At 65.8% G+C, this 19,893-nt stretch carries 13 protein-coding genes; 5 read left to right on the top strand and 8 right to left on the bottom strand.

Annotated features, from left to right (window positions below; genetic code table 11):
* Positions 1–20 precede the first annotated feature (20 nt).
* From glnA to NQK35_RS03450, 3 genes are all read left to right on the top strand, one after another.
* Positions 21–1,445 (top strand): type I glutamate--ammonia ligase, encoded by a 1,425-nt coding sequence (gene glnA / locus NQK35_RS03440; RefSeq protein ID WP_257114549.1) that lies wholly within the window; start codon positions 21–23, stop codon positions 1,443–1,445.
* A 115-nt stretch (positions 1,446–1,560) separates the two neighbouring features.
* Positions 1,561–3,426 (top strand): AMP-dependent synthetase/ligase, encoded by a 1,866-nt coding sequence (locus NQK35_RS03445; RefSeq protein ID WP_009211586.1) that lies wholly within the window; start codon positions 1,561–1,563, stop codon positions 3,424–3,426.
* A gap of 34 nt (positions 3,427–3,460) precedes the next feature.
* Positions 3,461–5,377, top strand: a complete 1,917-nt coding sequence (locus NQK35_RS03450; RefSeq protein ID WP_009211587.1) for an AMP-dependent synthetase/ligase — start codon at positions 3,461–3,463, stop codon at positions 5,375–5,377.
* 87 nt (positions 5,378–5,464) lie between these two features.
* Here NQK35_RS03450 and NQK35_RS03455 read toward each other — a convergent pair whose 3' ends face one another.
* Entirely contained in the window at positions 5,465–5,959 is a 495-nt protein-coding gene (locus NQK35_RS03455; RefSeq protein ID WP_257114550.1) for a polysaccharide transporter, read from the bottom strand.
* A gap of 11 nt (positions 5,960–5,970) precedes the next feature.
* Positions 5,971–8,835 (bottom strand): excinuclease ABC subunit UvrA, encoded by a 2,865-nt coding sequence (gene uvrA / locus NQK35_RS03460; protein ID WP_048741545.1) that lies wholly within the window; start codon positions 8,833–8,835, stop codon positions 5,971–5,973.
* Between the two features lie 57 nt (positions 8,836–8,892).
* On the opposite strand from uvrA, the gene NQK35_RS03465 reads away from it, so the two are divergent.
* Positions 8,893–9,174: a YciI family protein gene (locus tag NQK35_RS03465; RefSeq protein ID WP_048741548.1), complete on the top strand. Its 282-nt coding sequence runs from the start codon at positions 8,893–8,895 to the stop codon at positions 9,172–9,174.
* 66 nt (positions 9,175–9,240) lie between these two features.
* Here NQK35_RS03465 and NQK35_RS03470 read toward each other — a convergent pair whose 3' ends face one another.
* The 5 genes from NQK35_RS03470 to coaE form a co-directional block, all read right to left on the bottom strand.
* Complete coding sequence (locus NQK35_RS03470; RefSeq protein WP_257114551.1) at positions 9,241–11,631, bottom strand: cation-translocating P-type ATPase; 2,391 nt, start codon at positions 11,629–11,631, stop codon at positions 9,241–9,243.
* The gene (locus NQK35_RS03475) at positions 11,621–12,619 is read right to left on the bottom strand and encodes a TerC/Alx family metal homeostasis membrane protein (protein WP_009211592.1); all 999 of its coding nucleotides are present in this window, start codon (positions 12,617–12,619) and stop codon (positions 11,621–11,623) included. Before NQK35_RS03475 ends, NQK35_RS03470 begins: the two co-directional genes overlap by 11 nt.
* A gap of 31 nt (positions 12,620–12,650) precedes the next feature.
* Entirely contained in the window at positions 12,651–13,658 is a 1,008-nt protein-coding gene (locus NQK35_RS03480) for a TerC family protein (RefSeq protein WP_257114552.1), read from the bottom strand.
* 238 nt (positions 13,659–13,896) lie between these two features.
* The gene (uvrB, locus tag NQK35_RS03485; protein ID WP_257114553.1) at positions 13,897–15,987 is read right to left on the bottom strand and encodes an excinuclease ABC subunit UvrB; all 2,091 of its coding nucleotides are present in this window, start codon (positions 15,985–15,987) and stop codon (positions 13,897–13,899) included.
* 82 nt (positions 15,988–16,069) lie between these two features.
* Positions 16,070–16,762: a dephospho-CoA kinase gene (gene coaE / locus NQK35_RS03490; protein WP_306456018.1), complete on the bottom strand. Its 693-nt coding sequence runs from the start codon at positions 16,760–16,762 to the stop codon at positions 16,070–16,072.
* An 88-nt stretch (positions 16,763–16,850) separates the two neighbouring features.
* Here coaE and brnQ point away from each other — a divergent pair, with 88 nt between their 5' ends.
* Positions 16,851–18,200 (top strand): branched-chain amino acid transport system II carrier protein, encoded by a 1,350-nt coding sequence (gene brnQ, locus NQK35_RS03495; protein ID WP_257114554.1) that lies wholly within the window; start codon positions 16,851–16,853, stop codon positions 18,198–18,200.
* A gap of 167 nt (positions 18,201–18,367) precedes the next feature.
* Here the strand turns inward: brnQ and rpsA are convergent, their stop codons facing one another.
* Positions 18,368–19,804: a 30S ribosomal protein S1 gene (gene rpsA, locus NQK35_RS03500; RefSeq protein ID WP_009211597.1), complete on the bottom strand. Its 1,437-nt coding sequence runs from the start codon at positions 19,802–19,804 to the stop codon at positions 18,368–18,370.
* Positions 19,805–19,893 lie beyond the last annotated feature (89 nt).

A 19,893-nucleotide genomic window follows, 5' to 3' on the forward strand; every position in this document is an offset into this window, starting at 1 on the left:
CTCCACACAGAAGGACGTTCATGTTCACCTCCACCCAAGAGGTCGCAGACTTTATCTCCGAACAGAACATTGAGCTCGTCGACGTACGCTTCTGCGACGTCCCCGGTGTTCAGCAGCACTTTACGATTCCCGTCAGCGAGTTCCTGGACTCCGCCCTCAGTGATGGCCTCATGTTTGATGGCTCGTCGGTGCGCGGCTTTACCGCGATCCACGAGTCCGACATGAAGCTCATCCCCGACATCAGCTCGGCATTCGTCGATCCCTTCCGCGAGCGGTCCACGCTCGTCGTCAACTTCTCAATCGTCGACCCCTTCACCGACGAACCCTTCTCGCGTGACCCACGGCAGGTGGCCGCGAAGGCCGAGGCCTACCTGCGTTCCACCGGGATCGCCGATCAGTGTTTCATCGGCGCCGAGGCCGAGTTCTACCTGTTCGACGACGTGCGCTACCAGGTCAGCCCTCACGCCACCTTCTTCGAGGTGGACTCCCCCGAGGCCTATTGGAACACGGGGCGACGTGAAGAGGGGGGCAACATGGGGTACAAGGTTGGCCTCAAGGGCGGGTATTTTCCCGTGTCCCCCGCCGATAAGTACGCGGATGTTCGCGACGAGATGAGCCGTATCCTCGAGCAGGTCGGGCTGACCATCGAGCGTGCCCACCACGAGGTGGGTTCGGGCGGACAGCAGGAGATCAACTACCGTTTCGCCACGCTCCAGGCCGCGGCCGACGACATGATGAAGTTCAAGTACGTCATCAAGAACTCCGCGCTCGAGTTCGGTCACTCGGCGACCTTTATGCCCAAGCCGCTCTTCGGCGACAACGGCTCGGGCATGCACACGCACATGTCACTGTGGAAGGACGGCGAGCCTCTCTTCTACGACGAGCGCGGCTACGGATCCCTCTCCGACACTGCCCGCTGGTTCATCGGCGGCCTGCTGGAGCACGCCCCCGCACTCCTCGCCTTCACGAACCCGTCGGTGAACTCCTTCCGTCGTCTGGTCCCCGGCTTCGAGGCGCCGATCAACCTCGTGTACTCGGCGCGCAATCGCTCCGCGTGCATTCGCATTCCCGTCACCGGAACCTCCCCCAAGGCCAAGCGTGTCGAGTACCGCGTGCCGGACCCGAGCGCGAACCCCTACCTGGCCTTCTCCGCCTGCCTCATGGCCGGCATCGACGGGATCAAGCGCCGCATCGAGCCCGCCGCGCCGATCGACAAGGATCTCTACGAGCTGCCGCCTGCCGAGTATCAGGACATCGCCAAGCTCCCCAGCTCGCTTGAAGCTGCCCTCGATGCGCTGCGCGAGGACCACGAGTTCCTCACCGAGGGAGACGTGTTCACCCAGGACCTGATCGACACGTGGCTCGATTACAAGGAGACCAACGAGGTCGCCCCCATGCGCGCCTACCCTCACCCGTACGAGTACCAGCTCTACTACGACCTGTGATCTAATCGTCACTTGAGCGGCCTCTGCCCCCTAATGGGGGCGGGGGCCGCCCTGTTGCGGATAGACTCGCACCGGATCTGATGTTCAGTCTTTGAACCGACACCCGGAGGACACGATGAAGCGCATGCGCGATGGCTCCTACACGATCAAGCCCACCTACACGGTCGGCGATCACGAGATCGTGCCCGACATGCTGGCACGCCGAGCCGCCGCCCAGCCCGACCAGATCGCCGTCGAGCAGCGCTCCTCCGTCGGTTCCACGCGCCGCCTCACGGCCGCCGAGCTTCAGCGCCAGGTCGAGTACACGGCGTGCGGCCTCATCGGCCTCGGTGTCGAGCCTGGTCATGCTGTGGCCATCCTCGCCCCGACCTCGTACGAGTGGCTGCTCCTAGACCTCGCTCTCCTCTCCATCGGCGCGATCACGGTGCCCATCTACGAGTCCGACTCCGCCGCCCAGATCGAACACATTCTCACCGACGCGCACGTCACCCGCGTCTTCACCGCCTCCACCCAGCAGGCCGACCTGGTGCGCACCGTCGCCCCCTCGTACACGGTCGGCGTCGATTCCCTCGACCGGGGCGCGCTGCGCACTATCGCGCGAGCCGCCACGCACGTCACGATTGAGGACGTGAGGCGCCGCCGCGGCGCGATCACATCCCATGATATCGCCACGATCATCTACACCTCCGGCACCACGGGCGCCCCGAAGGGGGTAGCCCTCACCCACGCCAACTTCATCGCGACCTCGCAGGGCGCACGCCAGATTCTCGGCGACGTCATCGACTCCCCCTCCACCCGCCTGCTCCTCTTCCTTCCCGTCGCCCATGTCCTGGCTCGCCTCGTCATGCACGTGATCCTCTCCGGTCAGGGTGTCCTCGGCTTCTCCCCCAGCATCAAGAACCTGCTGCCCGACATTCAGGCCTTCGCACCCTCGGTGCTCCTCGTTGTTCCCCGCGTCCTGGAAAAGGTCTACAACGCGGCCAGCGCAAAGGCGGGCGGCGGCGTCAAGGGCCGCCTCTTCGCGTGGAGCGCCAAGCAGGCACGCGCCTACTCCCAGGCGAGCGAAAAGGCCTTCGGCCCCGGCCCCCTGAGGAAGATGCGCCACGGCCTGGCTGACAGCCTCGTGCTCAACAAGATCCGATCCGTCCTCGGCCCGAACCTGCGCTACATCGTCTCGGGAGGCGCGCCCCTGGCCACCGACCTCGCCCACTTCTACGCCGGCATGGGCATCACTCTCCTGCAGGGCTACGGCCTGAGCGAGACCACGGGCCCCATCGCCGTCCAGCACATCGGCAACAACCCGGTCGGAACCGTCGGTCTTCCCCTGCCGGGCAACTTCATCAAGATTGCCAAGGACGGAGAGATCCTCGTGCGCGGTCAGTCGGTCATGCCCGGCTACTACCACCTCCCCGAGGAGACCGCGCAGGTCATGCCCGACGGCACCTGGTTCCACACGGGCGACCTGGGTTCCATCGACCGCAAGGGCCACCTGACGATCACGGGACGCAAGAAGGAACTGATCGTCACCGCCGGCGGAAAGAACGTCTCACCGGAGGTCCTCGAAGACGCCCTGGCGACCCACCCACTCGTCGCCAACGTCATCGTCGTGGGCGACCAGCGTCCCTACGTCGGTGCGCTCTTCACCCTCGATGCGGACATGCTGCCGGATTGGCTGGCCAAGCACGGCCTCGCCCAGTGCTCCCCCACCGAGGCCGCGAACCTTCCGCAGGTGCGCGACTCCCTGAGCAGGGCGGTTGAGCGCGCCAACAAGGCCGTCTCGCGGGCTGAGTCCATTCGTAAGTTCCGCATCGTCGATGCCACGTTCACGGTGGAGAACGGTTACGTCACCCCATCAATGAAGCTGCGCCGCCGCAAGGTTCTCGCCGATTACGCCCACGAGGTCGACGCCCTCTACGGAGGCCCCGTGTCCGCTCAGCCCGCCCCCAAGAGCCGCCTCTTTGGCTTCCGTAAGAAGAACTGACGCGCTGGACGCGCACACCCTGGAAAGGACTGCAATGACGGTACGTAGGCTCGCCGACGGCTCGTGGGAGTCGATCGCCACGCGCGAGGCCACCGATGACATGAACCTGCCGAAGATGCTCCACCAACGCGTGGCCACGCACCCGGGGGCTCTGGCCATTGAGCGACGCTCGAACGTGGGGGCATGGCGGCCGATCACGATGGAGCAGTTTCTCGCCGAAGTCGACTCCATCGCCCGCGGCCTGATCGGCATTGGCCTCGAGGCGGGCGAACACCTCGCCATCCTCGCACCGACCTCCTACGAGTGGGCGCTCATCGACGTCGCCGCCCTGTCCTGCGGGGCGGTCACCGTTCCGATTTACGAGACCGACTCCGCGTCGCAGATCGCCCACATCCTCACCGACGCCGACGTCCGCATCGTTATCACGGCGACCACGCAGCAGGCCGAGCTCGTCGAATCCGTGCGCACGGATCGCGTGCGCCACATCCTTTCCCTCGATCGCGGAGCCGAGCGAGAGCTGAGCAGCGCCGCCCAGGCGGTGTCCGTCGAGGACGTGCGCGCACGCACCGACGCGGTTCACCTCGGCGATGATGCCACCATCATCTACACCTCTGGGACGACGGGCAAACCCAAGGGCGTCGTCCTCACGCACGGCAACTTCATCTCCCCGATGCTCCAGGCCTACGACTTCCTTCCCCTCCTCATCAACGACCCGAAGTCTCGTTCCCTGCTGTTCCTCCCGGTCGCGCACGTCTTGGCGCGTTTCGTCATGTACTGCCTGCTCGCCGGCCAGGGGATCGTCGCGTTTTCTCCCGACACGCGCAACCTCGTCAACGACATCGCCACGTTCAAGCCGACGATGCTTCTCGTCGTCCCTCGCGTCATGGAGAAGGTCTACAACGCAGCCGCCGCGAAGGCCGGTGGCGGCGTCAAGGGCCGCCTGTTCTCCTGGGCCGCCAAGCAGGCGCGCGCCCTGTCCATGGCCAGCGCCTACGCGGACACTCCCCTGCCCGAGTCGGCGGTGGCCGGCCCCGGCCCGGACACGACTCCCGTGCCTGACGCTTCGGCTACCCCCTCCCCCGGTCCCTCCGCCGCTCTCCGGCTCCGCGGCCGAGTCGCGGACGCCCTCGTCCTGTCGAAGGTTCGGGCGATCCTGGGACCCAACCTCCACACGATCATCTCCGGCGGAGCGCCGCTGGCCACCGACCTGGCCAACTTCTATCGAGGCCTGGGGATCACGCTCCTGCAGGGCTACGGCCTGAGCGAGACGACCGGGCCGATCTCCGTGGAGACACCGCAGGACTTCCCCCCCGACTCGGTCGGTTTCGCATGGCCGGGCAACCGCCTCAAGATCGCCACCGACGGCGAGCTCCTCGTCCAGGGCATCTCCGTGTCCAAGGGCTACCACAATCTTCCCGAGGCGACCGCGGAGGCTTTCGTCGACGGTTGGTTCAAGACAGGCGACCTGGCGTCGATCGACGATCGCGGCCACCTGCGGATCACGGGACGCAAGAAGGAACTCATCGTCACCGCGGGCGGGAAGAACGTCTCCCCCGAGATCCTCGAGGAGGCGCTGTCGACCCACCCGCTCATCGGCAACATCATCGTCGTGGGAGAGGGCCGCCCCTACATCGGTGCGCTGATCGCGCTCGACACCGAGATGCTCCCCGAGTGGCTCGCCCGCCACGGTCTTCCAGTCGTTGACGCCGCACAGGCCGCGGACCTTCCGCAGGTGCGCGAGTCCCTCGAGAAGGCCATCGCGCGCGCTAACCGTGCGGTCTCTCGCGCCGAGTCAATTCGACGCTACCGGATCGTCAACGCGGCCTTCACCGTGGAGAACGGCTACATGACCCCCTCGCTCAAGCTCAAGCGCCGACGCGTGCTGGCCGACTACGCCGCCGAGGTGGACGCCCTCTATGCTTCCGGCGAGGCTGCGAAGGACAAGGAGTAATCCCTCCCACGCGCCCGCCACACGATCCGGTCCCGGCCTCGTGCCAGCAATGAACGAGGCCGGGATCGATCCGCGTGAAGAACCCGACTAGTCGCGGCTGGCACGACCGGCGGCGAACGCACCGAGGAGGGCGAGGAGGACGGCCACCCCCGCCACGGGCAGCGGAATCCAATACGTCAGACGATAGGCGAACTCCATGATGCCGGCGATCGCCATCACCGCCAGAAGAAACAGGTGGAAGGTGCGCGACCAGCGGAATCCGCCCGATTCTGCGCTCCATAGGGAGGCGAGCGTCATCAGTAGAAACACGAACGCCACCGTGTAGAGAGTGCCCACCATGCCCGTCTGCCACGTGTGCCGGGCCTCCGCCTGCACGAGGACGCACAGGCTCAGGTTGCCGACGGCGGCGAGGAGGCCGACCGGCAGGCCGAAGGCACGTGGCCGCCGCGCCGCGCGGGCCATCAGAGCCACCGCGGTCACAACGGCGGCGACGCCGAGGAGTCCGACGACCAGGAGGTGGACCCACGCGGGCCAGTAGAACGTGTAGCCGATGGAGCGATACGCCGCTTGCACGGGTCTCATCCTAGACGCCGCTAGGCGCCCGCGGCGTCGCGCGCCGCTTCCTTGGCGAGAACCTCGGCGAGGTACCGGCCGGTGAAGGAGTCCTCTACCGTTGCGACCTCTTCGGGCGTTCCCTGTGCGACGACGGTTCCGCCACCGGCGCCCCCCTCGGGCCCCATGTCAATGACCCAGTCCGCGCTCTTGATGACGTCCAGGTTGTGCTCGATGACGATCACGGTGTTGCCCTTGTCGGCGAGGGACTGCAAAACAAGCAGGAGCTTTCGGATGTCCTCGGAGTGCAGTCCCGTCGTCGGCTCGTCGAGCACGTAGACGGTGCGTCCGGTCGAGCGCCGCTGCAGCTCCGAGGCCAGTTTCACGCGCTGCGCCTCGCCTCCCGACAGGGTGGTCGCGCTCTGCCCGAGCCGCACGTATCCCAGGCCAACCTCCACGAGCGTGTTCAGGTGACGAGCGATGCGCGAGATCGGGGCAAAGAACTGCGCGGCCTCGGCGATCGGCATGTCGAGCACGTCCGCGACGGTCTTGCCCTTGTACTCCACTTCCAGGGTCTCGCGATTGTAGCGTGCGCCGTGGCACACCTCGCAGGGCACGTACACGTCGGGCAGGAAGTTCATCTCGATCTTGAGGGTGCCGTCACCCTTGCAGGATTCGCAGCGACCTCCCTTGACGTTGAAGGAGAAACGGCCGGGACCGTAGCCGCGGACCTTGGCTTCCTGCGTCTCGGCAAAGAGCTTGCGGATCTGGTCCCACACACCCGTGTAGGTCGCCGGATTCGACCGGGGCGTGCGACCAATCGGGCTCTGGTCGACGTGCACGACCTTGTCCAGCTGCTCGATTCCGGTGATCGTGCGGTGGCGGCCGGGCACCGTGCGCGCGCCGTTGAGGCGCGACGCGAGGGTGCGGTACAGGATCTGATTGACGAGGGTGGACTTGCCCGACCCGGACACGCCGGTCACGGCTGTGAGAACGCCGAGCGGGAAGGACACGTCCACGCCCTTGAGGTTGTGTTCGCGAGCTCCCTTGACGGTGACGACGCGCTTCCTATCCACCGGTCGGCGGCTCGGCGGCACGATGATGCGCCGCTTGCCGGCCAGGTACTGCCCGGTCAGGGACTTGCTGTTGTTCTTCAGCTCCGACAGCGGCCCCGAGTGGACGACCCAGCCACCGGTCTCCCCGGCACCCGGGCCGATGTCGACGATCCAGTCGGCGGCCTCCATCGTCTCCTCGTCGTGCTCAACGACGATGAGGGTGTTGCCCAGGTCGCGCAGGCGCTCCAGGGTGGCAATAAGCCTGCGGTTGTCGCGCTGGTGCAGCCCGATCGAGGGCTCGTCGAGGACGTAGAGGACGCCGACGAGGCCGGAGCCGATTTGCGTGGCCAGTCGAATGCGCTGCGCTTCGCCGCCCGAGAGCGTGCCGGCCCCGCGCGAGAGCGTCAGGTAGGTCAGGCCGACGTCCACGAGGAAGGCCAGGCGGGCCTCGATCTCGCTGAGGATGGGGGCGGCGATAGAGCGGGCACGGCGCTCAAGCTCGACGTGCGCGAGGAATGCACGCGCGTCCGCGATCGACATGTCGGAGAGCTCGGCGATCGACAAGCCGCCGATGCGCACGGCCAGGACTTCCGGCTTCAGCCGCGCCCCGTGGCAGGTCGGGCATGGGGTCTCGCGCATGTAGGAGTCGAGTTTCTCGCTGACCGCGGCGGACTCCGTCTCGTTTCGCTTGCGTTCGATGTAGTTGATCGCGCCTTCGAAGCCCGTCGTGTAGGAGCGTTCCCTGCCCCACCGGTTGCGGAACTTGACGCTCACCTCGTAGTCCTTACCGTACAGGATCGCGTCCTTGACCTTCTTCGGCAGGTTCTTCCACGGGGTGCCCAGAGCGAATCCGAGTTCCTTGGATAGGGCTTCCAGGAGCTTCATGTGGTAGCGGTTGTTGGAGGTCCATGGGATGACCGCACCCTCGGCGAGGGAAAGCTCCTCATCGGGGACGACCAGCTCTGGGTCGACCTCGAGGCGGAAGCCCAGGCCGGTGCAATCCGGGCACGCACCGTAGGGCGCGTTGAAGGAGAACGTCCGCGGCTCGATCTCGTCGAGGGCGAGCGGGTGGTCGTTGGGGCACGCGCGCTTTTCGGAGAATCGGCGTCGCCGATCCGGGTCGTCAGCGTCCAGGTCGACGCAGTCGATGACGACGAGGCCATCGGAGAGCCGCAGCGCGGTCTCAACCGAGTCGGTGAGGCGCTGACGCATGCCCTCGCGCACCACGAGGCGGTCGATGACGACCTCAATCGTGTGCTTGAGTTTCTTCTCCAGCTTCGGCGCATTCTCCAATCGCACGGCCTCACCGTCGATGATCGCGCGCGTGTATCCGTCCGATCTGAGTTCGTCGATGAGGTCCTGGTACTCGCCTTTGCGCCCGCGCACGACGGGCGAGAGGACCTGGAAACGCGTCCCCTCCTCCATGGTTCGCACGCGATCGACGATCTGCTGGGGGGTTTGGGCCTGGATGCGCGCACCGCACTCGGGGCAGTGGGCGACACCCGCGCGCGCGTACAGAAGGCGCAGGTAGTCGTGAATCTCGGTGATCGTGCCCACCGTGGATCGCGGGTTGCGCGACGTGGACTTCTGGTCAATGGAGACGGCGGGTGAGAGGCCTTCGATGAAGTCGACGTCCGGCTTGTCCATCTGTCCGAGGAACTGGCGGGCGTAGGAGGAAAGGGACTCGACGTAGCGGCGCTGCCCCTCGGCGAAGATCGTGTCGAAAGCCAGCGAGGACTTGCCCGATCCGGACAGCCCCGTGAAAACGATCATGGCGTCGCGGGGAAGTTCGAGGTTCACGTCCTTCAGGTTGTGTTCCCGGGCTCCCTGGATGATTAGCTTGTCATGCATCCCTCGATCCTATCGCCCGCCTAGGAAATTGAGCGGATGAGGGTTAGGGTTGGTGCTATGGCATTCTACGCAGTTGAGTACGTGTACAACCCGGCGATGACCGAGACGATGGACGAGGTCCGCCCCGCCCACCGAGCCTTCCTATCCGACCTGCTGGGCCGCGGTGTCAACGTCGCGTCGGGCCCGCTCGTCGGCGAGGTGCCCGGCGCCCTGATTCTCATCAGCGCCGAGAACCAGGACGAGGTCGAGCGGATCCTCAACGAGGATCCCTTCTACGTCGCCGAGGTCATCCAGGCGCGCCTGATTCGCGAGTGGAACCCCGTCATTCGCACGTTCTGAATCCCAATACGTGTGTGAGGCCGCCCCGGGCGAAGACCCGGGGCGGCCTCGCGCTGCCGTCGTGGCCTAGGGCTGAAGCGACCGGGCGAACTGGCGGGCGTAGAAGAGGCGCTGCGCGACCTCGATGAGCGCGCACGCGCACGCGCCAACGGTGATGATGACAAGCCACTCGTGTGCGTTGGGCGCAACCATCGAGAAGAAGTGACGCACGGGTGGGATGAATACGCCGCCCACGGTCGCGGTGATGACGCCGACCAGGAGCACCCACTTCCACAGGGAGAAGGGGCGGGACGTAATGACGAGAAGCCAGATCGCCCCCAGCATGAGCGAGAGGATCGCCGCCGTCGACTCGCGCGCCTGCGGTGGGCCGTCAACGATACCAAACGCGACGAGCGCGGCGGCCGCCAAGATGGCTCCCGTCGGCATCGCCAGGGACAGCGTTCGCTTGAGGAACCCGGGAACGTACCTGCGCGGATTGGGCCACAGGGCCAGGAAAAACGCGGGGATGCCAATCGTGAGGGAGTCGATGTAGCTGAACTGGCGCGGCAGGAACGGATAGCGCCAGCCGACGAGAGCCGTAACGATGACAAGCACGGCCGCGTAGGTGGTTTTCGCCAGGAACAGCGACGACACGCGCTCCATGTTCGCGATGATGCGTCGGCCTTCCGACAGGACGCCGGGCAGGACCGAGAACTTGGAGTCCACGAGGACGATCTGGGCGAGTGCCTTCGTGGCCTGCGTTCCGTTGCCCATCGCGATGCCCAGGTCCGCGTCCTTGAGCGCAAGGGCGTCGTTCACGCCGTCACCGGTCATGGCGACGCAGTGCTCGCGCGCCTGCAGTGCTCCCACCATCGCGCGCTTCTGCTCGGGGGTCACGCGGCCGAACACGTCGTGGTTCTCGATGGCATCGATAAACGCCTCCGAGGTCAGGTCCTCGGGAAGGTCGCGCGCGTCCATGAGGCGAGCGGGCGAGCCGTCGGGCGCGGTCAGGCCGGCCTGCGCGGCCAGCGCGCCGACGGTCGTCGGGTTGTCGCCGGAGATGACGCGCACGTGCACGCCTTGGGAGCGGAAGTAGTCGAGCGTCTCGGCCGCGTCGGGTCGGAGGTCCTCCTCGAGCACGACGAGCGCGGCCACTTCCCGGCGCGCCGGCAGCTCGTCGTCGACGATGGCCTCATCGGCGCGCACGAGGGCAACCACACGCGAACCCTCCTGTGCGACGGCACGCACCCTGGCCAGCAGGTCCACGTTCGCCGCCGCGGCCTCGTCGATGACGAACTCGGGTGCGCCCAGGATCCAGGTGTCGGCACCCCCACCCCACGCGCTCCACTTGCGGGCGGACGAGAAAGGGACCGACCACTCGATGCGCTGCGCCGCGCCCGCGCGCTGCTCGTCGCTCAAATGCTCCCAGATCGCCTCGGCCGTCGCGTTGGTGCGATCACTCGCACAGCTCGCGAGGGCGCACAACACGGAGGATTCCTGGCCCGACACCACCTCGACGCCGCGAACGCGGATGCCGCCGGTGGTCAGCGTGCCCGTCTTGTCCAGGCACAGGCAGTCGACGCGCGCGAGCACCTCGACGGCGGGGAGCTCCTGGACGAGCACGCCGCGGCGGGCGAGCGTCGCCGATCCGATCGCGAAGTTCATGGAGGTGAGCAGGACGAGGCCCTGAGGAATCATGCCGATGACGGATGCGACGGAGAGGACGAGCGCCTCACGCCAGTCTCCCCCATCGCCTCCCGCCACGCGGTTCTGCGAGTAGAACGTCAGGACGACGACGGGAAGCAGCATGATGGACACGACCTGCAGCACCCGGTTGATCGACACCTGGATCTCCGAGACCGTGCGCGTGAACGCTCGCGCCTGCTCCGACAGCCCCTGCGCGTAGACGCGCTCGCCGACGGCCGTGGCGACCATGCGCCCTGAGCCGGCGACGACGCTCGTGCCGGCCAGCAGCTGGTCGCCCTGCTTCTTCTTCACGGGACGAGACTCGCCCGTCAGCAGGGATTCGTCGATCTCGAGGCCGACCGCGCTCAACACGGTTCCGTCCACGCTCACCTGGTCTCCCAGCGTCAGGTCGATGATGTCGTCGAGCACGACGTCGCGCGCGGGCACGACGGACAGCGTGCCACCGCGTAGCACGGTCGCCTGCGGCGCATCCACGATCGCCAGCGAATCCAGCGTGCGCTTGGCGCGCAGCTCCGAGACGATGCCGATGACCGCGTTGATGATCATGACGCCACCGAAGATGCCGTCGCGCAGGTCACCGAAGAGAAGCACGATGACGGACGCCGCGACGATGATCGCGTTGAAGAGAGTCAGGACGTTCTCGCGGATAATCGAGGTCACCGAGCGGGAGGTGCGATCCTTCACCCGGTTGACGGCGCCGCGCGCGACGCGCTCGGCCACCTCCGCAGCGCTCAGGCCACGCTCGTCGATACTCACCCTGTCAACGCTCACCGGCGTCCTCCTCGTCCATAGCGCTGCGGATCAGCGACGCAACAACGGTGAGCCCCAGGGTCACGACGATGACCCCAAGCGACACCGATACGGAAATCTCCGGAGCCCACCCCACGCCCCGACCACCGTTAATAAACGGCAGGGTGTTGGAGTGCAGCGCCTCGAGGATCAGCTTGACTCCGATGAAGCTGAGGATGACGCCCAGGCCGTATCCCAGGTAGACGAGCTTGGAGAGAAGAGCGTCCACGAGGAAGAACAGCTGACGGAGCCCCATGAGGGCGAAGACGTTGCACGCGAAGACGAGAAAGGCCTGCGAGGTGATGCCAAAGATCGCTGGAATCGAGTCGAACGCGAACATGAGGTCCGCCGATCCCAGCGCCAGCACGACCACAAACAGCGGGGTCAGGTAGGTGTGGCCGCCGTGGCGGTAGAGCAGCCGGTTGCCGATGAAACCGTCGGTGATCGGAAGAACGCGACGCACGGCGCGGATAATAGCATTATCCTCGTACTCCCCCTCCTCGCTCCCGCCGCTAGCCGTCTCCTTGATCTGGGAGAATGCCGTCCACAGCAGCCACACCCCGAAGATGAAGAAGACCCAGGAGAAGCGAGACACGAGCGCTGCGCCGAGGAGGATGAACACGAGACGCAGCGCCAGCGCGATGACGATGCCGAGCAGCAGCGCCTTCTGCTGGTTTTCACGCGGCACCCGAAACGCCTTGAGGATCAGGATGAACACGAAGAGGTTGTCGACCGACAGGGACCATTCCATCACCCATCCCGCGTAGAACTCCTGGGCGTAGAGCCACCCGTTCGTGAGCCACAGGCCGACGCCGAACAGGCCGGAGAGGCCGACGTAGAAGAGCGTCCAGCGAGCCGCCTCGGAAGCGGTGGGGGGATGGGGGTTGCGCGCGTGCCCAAGAAAATCAAGAACGACAAGGCCCAATGCAACCAGGCCGAGAACCCCCCAGGCCCACGGGTGAACAACCATCGCAACCTCTCAACTAGCCGACCGTGGTATTTTAGCGCCCCCGCGCTGGGGCATCCTCACCACCGCGCGCCCGGGAGACGAGAAGGGATGCCGCGACCGTGATGAGGATCGTCACGACGATGAAGCCCAGGGAGAAGGCGATGCCCGGCTCCGGCACAATCACGACCTCGCGGCCCCCGTTGATGAAGAACAGCTCGTTCGTGTGCAGCGCGTGGTTGATGAGCTTGAAGCCGATGAATCCGAGGATCGCGGCGAGCCCGTAGTGCAGGAACACGATGCGGTCGAGCAGGCCGTCGATGAGGAAGTACAGCTGGCGCAGCCCGAGCAGGGAGAACGCGTTGGCGGCGAACACGAGGTATGCCTCGGAGGTGAGCGAGTAGATCGCGGGGATCGAGTCGACCGCGAACATCACGTCGGCCGTGCCGATGGCCAGAACGCACAGGAGGAGCGGCGTGATGTAGGTGCGCCCGCCGTGGCGATAGAGCATTCGGGATCCGACGAATCCGTCGGTGACGGGCACAATCCGCGACACCGCGCGCACGATCGACGGCGGGCGGTACTCCTCCTCGTCGTCCTCATTCCCCGTGCCCTCGCGGACCTGGCTTATCGCAGTCCACGCCAGCCACAGGCCGAAGATGTAGAACACCCAGGAGAAGTTCTCGATAAGGGCGGCGCCGGCGAGGATGAAGAGCAGACGCAGGATCAGGGCGATGACGATGCCCGCCAGCAGGACCTCCTGCTGGTTCTTGCGCGGGACACGGAAGGTGGACAAGATGATGACGAAGACGAAGAGGTTGTCGATGCTCAGGGCCTTCTCCGTGATGTATCCGCCCAGATACTCCTGCCCGTACTGGGGTCCCCAGACCGCCCACACGATGGCGCCGAAGACGAGGGCGATCACGATGTAGGCGATCGACCAGGATGCGGCTTCCTTGAGCGTGGGTTCGTGGGGGGTACGGACGTGGCCGACGATGTCGACAACGATCATGGTGACAATGATGGCTGCGAGGATGATCCAGGCGAGCGCGTGCACGTGCATACGTGGGGCCTCCGGTACGAGTCGGGTACCGGAGGTCTCCTCCCGCCAGTGTTCTGGCCGGTGGCGCCGGAGGCCACGCCCCGAGGGCTGGCCGTCGTGGTGACGACGCCACTGTTGGTGGGAGTACTCCCCTCCGCTAACGCCTCCATCCTAGTCGGGTCTCGGCGCCCGCGCCCAGTTCTTCGCGAGTGTCATCGGTCGCGTCGGACGAATGACGAGGCATCGGCCCCCGCACGCCCTAGTGCGCGCGCTTCATGGCGCGCAGTTCCTTCTTCAGGTCCTCGATCTCGTCGCGCAGGCGGGCGGCCACCTCGAATTGCAGGTGCTCCGCCGCCGTCATCATCTGCGCGGAGAGTTCTTCGATGAGGTCGGCCAGCTCCGATTCGGCACGCGCACCCAGGCTGTGCGCGCCCCCGGCGCCTACCGCGCGGGATTCGCCGCGCTCCTTCGCGCTCTTCTCCTTGCGGTAGCCGCCTTCGAGCAGGGTTTGGGTGTCCACCTGTTCTCGGGCGAGCATGTCAGTCACGTCGGAGATCTTCTTGCGCAGGGGCTGCGGGTCGATCCCGTGTTCCTCGTTGTAGGCAATCTGGATCTCGCGGCGGCGCATCGTCTCGGAGATGGCCTCGCGCATCGAGTCGGTGATGTTGTCGGCATACATGTGGACTTCTCCGGACACGTTTCGCGCGGCGCGGCCGATCGTCTGGATGAGGGAACGGGTGGAGCGCAGGAAACCCTCCTTGTCGGCGTCGAGGATCGAGACGAGCGAGACCTCGGGCAGGTCCAGGCCCTCGCGCAGGAGGTTGATGCCGACGAGGACGTCAAAGGTGCCCAGGCGCAGCTCGCGCAGCAGCTCCACGCGGCGCAGCGTGTCGACGTCGGAGTGCAGGTACTCGACCTTGACTCCCCGCTCGGCAAGGTAGGTGGTGAGTTCCTCGGCCATCTTCTTGGTCAGGGTCGTCACGAGGACGCGCTCGTCGCGTTCGACGCGCAGGCGCACCTGTTCGAGGAGGTCGTCGATCTGTCCCTGCGTCGGCTTGACGACGACAAGCGGGTCGACGAGGCCCGTGGGTCGGATGATCTGCTCGACCACCCCGTCGGAGCGGTCAAGCTCGTAGGGACCCGGCGTCGCGGACAGGTAGACGGTCTGGCCGATGCGCGCGGTGAACTCGTCCCACTTCAGCGGACGGTTGTCCATCGCGGAGGGCAGGCGGAAACCGTAGTCGACGAGGGTTCGCTTGCGGGACATGTCTCCTTCGAACATCGCGCCGATCTGCGGGACGGTCACGTGGGACTCGTCAATGATGAGGAGGAAGTCCTCGGGGAAGTAGTCGAGAAGCGTGTGCGGGGGTGTTCCGGGACCTCGCCCGTCGATGTGCCGTGAGTAGTTTTCGACCCCCGAGCACGATCCGATCTCCTTGAGCATCTCCAGATCGAAGGTGGTGCGCATGCGCAGGCGTTGTTCCTCGACCAGCTTGTTCTGGGCGTGCAGCCACGCCAGGCGTTCCTCGAGCTCGTCCTCGATGGAGACGATGGCCTTCTTCATGCGTTCCTCACCCGCCACGTAGTGGGATGCGGGGAAGAGGTAGGTGTGCTCGACCTCGGAGATGACGTCACCGGTGAGCGGGTGGAGCACGGCGAGGGAGTCGATCTCGTCGCCGAACATCTCGATGCGAATGGCGAGTTCCTCGTAGACGGGAATGATCTCGATCGTGTCACCGCGCACGCGGAAGGTGCCGCGCGTGAAGGCCATGTCGTTGCGCACGTACTGCATGGCGACGAACCTGCGGAGCAGGGCGTCGCGATCCACGACCATGCCACGGCTCAGCTCGATCATTCGCGCCACGTACTCTTCGGGTGTTCCCAGACCGTAGATGCACGAGACCGAGGAGACGACGACCGTGTCTCTCCTGGTGAGCAGGGAGTTGGTGGCGCTGTGGCGCAGGCGTTCCACCTCGTCGTTGATGGAGGAATCCTTCTCGATGAACGTGTCCGTCTGCGGCACGTACGCCTCGGGCTGGTAGTAGTCGTAGTAGGACACGAAGTACTCGACGGCATTGCCCGGCAGGAGCGCACGGAACTCGGCCGCGAGCTGCGCGGCGAGGGTCTTGTTGGGTTCCAGGATGAGCGCCGGGCGCTGCAGCTCCTCGATGAGCCACGCCGTGGTGGCGCTCTTTCCCGTGCCCGTCGCGCCCATGAGGACGACGTCCTGTTCGCCGTCGCGGATGCGCGCGGCCAGCTCGCGGATTGCCTTGGGTTGATCGCCCGACGGCGTGTAAGGGGAAATGACCTCGAAGGGCTTGTTCTGGCGCGTCACGACGTTAGTGCTCACGCCCCAACGCTACCTCCCTGGCACGTCGAGCGCCCGCATAAGGCGGTCGGGTTCGCGGCGAGCGTGGAGCTCCCCGGCCTCCTCACTCAACAACCGGCACGTCGGGCATCAGCCAGCGGTCGTGGACGAGGCGAGCGACCTTTGCGAGGTCGGCGGCGCTTCCCTCGTTGTCGATCCAGATCGAGGCAATGGCTCGCCTACGATCGGACGAGGCCTGGGCGCGAATGCGAGCGCGCGCATCCTCGGGCCTCACCCCCCGTCCCGCCAGGCGCACAACCCTCACGTCCTCGGGCGCGTCGATCATGATGACCGCGTCGAAGCGGCTGGCGTCTTCGGGCGCAACGAGCAGCGGCACGTCGTAGACGGCGAGCGAGCCATCCGGAGCACTTCCGAGGATCTGCCTGGCACGTTCTCCGATCACGGGGTGCGTGATGGCGTTGAGCTCCTCCACCCGAGCCTCGCTCTTTTCGGGGGAGAAGACACGGGAAGCAAGGAGCGCGCGATCAAGGCTCCCATCGGGAAGAATCAGATCGCGCCCGAAGCGGCGTGCCACTCGCTCCAGGGTCTCGCTTCCCGGCGCGAGAACGTCCCGAGCGATAGCGTCCGCATCGGCAACGAAACCACCGAGCGACGCCAGGACGCGCGTCAGCGTCGACTTGCCCGACCCTATTCCGCCGCTGACGGCAACCACTCGAGCCGGCCCGTTCACCCGGCGTTTCCGGGTGGGGCGAAGCAGGCGGGCGGCGCAGCCACCGCAGGTCAGGGTACCGTTCACGTCTCCACCCTAGCCGCTCACGTGTTGCGTGTGCACACCCCCGTGACACAATGGCACTGTTCATCCCGACACCAACGAGCGAGTAGCAGTGCCTCAGACAGTCAACGACGCCTCCGGGCAACGATCAAGCAGCGCCGTCCTCATTGCGACCTCACTGACCCTGTTCTCGATGTTCTTCGGCGCGGGTAACCTGATCTTCCCGCCGATCATGGGCGCGTCGGCAGGCACGAACGTCGCGCCCGCCATGATCGGCTTCCTCATCGGTGGCGTCGCCCTGCCCGTCATCTCGATCATCACGATCGCCCTGTCGGGCACCGACATGCGCGACCTCGTCAACCGTGCGGGAAAGTCCTTCGGTCTCGTCTTCTCCGTCATGGTCTACCTCTCGATCGGCGCCTTCTATGCGCTGCCGCGTACCGGCGCCGTGTCCTTTTCAACGGCGGTCGCACCCATCATCGGCACGAAGTCACTGACCGCGTCGATCCTCTTCAGCCTTGTCTTCTTTGGCGTCGCCTTCTACCTATGCTGGAATCCTGGCACAATCATCGACAGCCTCGGCAAGGTCCTTACCCCCATCCTGCTGGGCCTCCTCGTCCTCCTGGTCTTCTTGTGCCTCGCGTCCCTACCTGCCTCCCACGACGCCCCCACCGGAGAGTATTCGGCTACTCCCCTGGCCGCCGACCTGTTGGAGGGATACATGACGATGGACTCGATCGCCGCCCTGGCCTTCGGCATCATCGTCGTTACGTCGCTCGGGAACACGGGCGGCGGCATCGGCGCGAAGGTCGTGCGACGCACCTCCACGGCGGCCATCATCGCTGGGTCGCTGCTCGCCGTCGTGTACGTGGGCCTGGGTCTCATCGGCCACGTCATCCCCAATGCCCAGAGCTACGGCGACGGCGCCACCCTCCTCGCCGACGCCGCCCAGATGACGATGGGTTGGCCCGGACAGATCGTTTTCGGGCTCATCGTGCTGACGGCATGCATGACGACGGCGGTCGGCTTGATCGCGGCGACGTCGGAGTTCTTCCACCGCCTGCTCCCGGCCATCTCCTACCGCACGTGGATGATCGTCTTCACGATCATCTCCTTCGCGCTGGCCTCCGCCGGACTTGACTCGGTGCTCGCCATCGCGGTACCGATCATCACGTTCCTGTACCCCATCGCAATCACCGTCGTGTTCATAACGATCGCGACCCATCCGCTGCGCCTGACCACCCCGGCACTGTGGACCTTCCGTCTGGGGTCGTGGATGGCGGCGGCGTGGTCGGCGGCGACGACGCTCGCGCACGTCGGTGTCGCCACGGAGGGAATTAGCTCCGTTCTCATGTGGAGCCCACTTCAAGCGAACCAGCTCGGCTGGATCCTCCCCACGCTCATCGCTGCGCTGATCGGTGCGTGCATCGACGTGGCTGCGATGAGGCGTACGGCTGCCTGAGCGACGCATCCGCTGGTGGCCCGCTCGGCTTTGCGCCTCGCACATGGGGAACTGCACGTCCCCAATGTACGGGGATATGAGTGGTGGCCCCCAGGAAAACCCGGGAGCCACCACTTATGCGTTCACTGTCGTGAACTGAGAAGTTGAAGGTCGTCTGACAGACCGACTCAGTTGTTCGTCAGCTTCTCACGCAGCGCGGCGAGGGCCTCGTCGGAAGCCAGGGTGCCCTCGTTGTCGACCGGGGTCGAGTAGGAGGCCTGCTCCTCGATGGAGGGAGCCGCTTCGGCGTCCTCTTCGAGGGCCTTGCGAACCTGAGCCTTGTGGGCCTCCCAGCGGGCCTGAGCCTCGGCGTACTGGGCCTCCCATGCCTCGCGCTGAGCGTCGAAGCCTTCCATCCACTCCTGGGTCTCGGGATCGAAGCCCTCAGGGTACTTGTAGTTGCCGTTCTCGTCGTACTCGGCGGCCATACCGTACAGCGACGGATCGAACTCGTCGGAGTTCGGATCCACGCCCTCGTTGGCCTGCTTGAGGGACAGCGAGATGCGGCGGCGCTCCAGGTCGATGTCGATGACCTTGACGAAGACCTCTTCGCCGACCTTGACGACCTGGTCCGGCAGCTCGACGTGACGCTGAGCCAGCTCGGAGATGTGCACGAGGCCCTCGATGCCGTCCTCGACTCGCACGAACGCGCCGAAGGGGACGAGCTTGGTGACCTTGCCGGGCACAACCTGGCCGATGGCGTGCGTGCGGGCGAATGCCTGCCACGGGTCTTCCTGGGTGGCCTTCAGCGACAGGGAGACGCGCTCGCGATCCATGTCGACGTCGAGAACCTCGACCGTGACCTCGTTGCCGACCTCGACGACCTCGGACGGGTGATCAATGTGCTTCCAAGAAAGCTCGGAGACGTGAACCAGGCCGTCCACCCCGCCCAGATCAACGAAGGCGCCGAAGTTGACGATGGAGGAGACAACGCCGGAACGCACCTGGCCCTTCTGCAGGGTGTGCAGGAAGTTCGTGCGGACCTCGGACTGGGTCTGCTCGAGCCACGCGCGGCGGGACAGGACCACGTTGTTGCGGTTCTTGTCGAGTTCGATGATCTTCGCCTCGATCTCGCGGCCGATGTAGGGGGCGAGGTCGCGGACGCGACGCATCTCGACGAGGGAGGCGGGCAGGAAGCCGCGCAGGCCGATATCGAGGATCAGGCCGCCCTTGACGACCTCGATGACGGTGCCGGTCACGACGCCGTCCTCTTCCTTGACCTTCTCGATCTTGCCCCACGCACGCTCGTACTGCGCACGCTTCTTCGACAGGAGGAGGCGGCCTTCCTTGTCTTCCTTCTGGAGGACGAGCGCCTCGATCTGGTCGCCCACGGCGACGACGTCCTCGGGGTTGACGTCATGCTTGATGGAGAGCTCGCGAGAGAGGATGACACCCTCGGTCTTGTAGCCGATGTCAAGGAGGACCTCGTCGTGGTCGACCTTGACGACAGTGCCCTCGACGATGTCGCCATCGTTGAAGTACTTGATGGTCTCGTCAATGGCTGCGATCAGGTCTGCTTCCGAACCAATGTCGTTGATAGCGACCTGCGGCGTGTTGGTGGTCATGTAGTAGTTTCTCCGAAACGGAATGGATAGTAGATGGACAGTTCCAGCGCCCCGGTCGCGTGCGGATGCACCCGTCCCACAGGCACTGC

It is taken from the genome of Schaalia odontolytica (assembly GCF_024584435.1).
Lineage (GTDB): Bacteria > Actinomycetota > Actinomycetes > Actinomycetales > Actinomycetaceae > Pauljensenia.

Coding starts and splice junctions, on each gene's coding strand:
- glnA (WP_257114549.1), top strand. CDS start 21: ATGTTCACCTCCACCCAAGAGGTCGCAGACTTTATCTCCGAACAGAAC.
- NQK35_RS03445 (WP_009211586.1), top strand. CDS start 1,561: ATGAAGCGCATGCGCGATGGCTCCTACACGATCAAGCCCACCTACACG.
- NQK35_RS03450 (WP_009211587.1), top strand. CDS start 3,461: ATGACGGTACGTAGGCTCGCCGACGGCTCGTGGGAGTCGATCGCCACG.
- NQK35_RS03455 (WP_257114550.1), bottom strand. CDS start 5,959: ATGAGACCCGTGCAAGCGGCGTATCGCTCCATCGGCTACACGTTCTAC.
- uvrA (WP_048741545.1), bottom strand. CDS start 8,835: ATGCATGACAAGCTAATCATCCAGGGAGCCCGGGAACACAACCTGAAG.
- NQK35_RS03465 (WP_048741548.1), top strand. CDS start 8,893: ATGGCATTCTACGCAGTTGAGTACGTGTACAACCCGGCGATGACCGAG.
- NQK35_RS03475 (WP_009211592.1), bottom strand. CDS start 12,619: ATGGTTGTTCACCCGTGGGCCTGGGGGGTTCTCGGCCTGGTTGCATTG.
- NQK35_RS03480 (WP_257114552.1), bottom strand. CDS start 13,658: ATGCACGTGCACGCGCTCGCCTGGATCATCCTCGCAGCCATCATTGTC.
- rpsA (WP_009211597.1), bottom strand. CDS start 19,804: ATGACCACCAACACGCCGCAGGTCGCTATCAACGACATTGGTTCGGAA.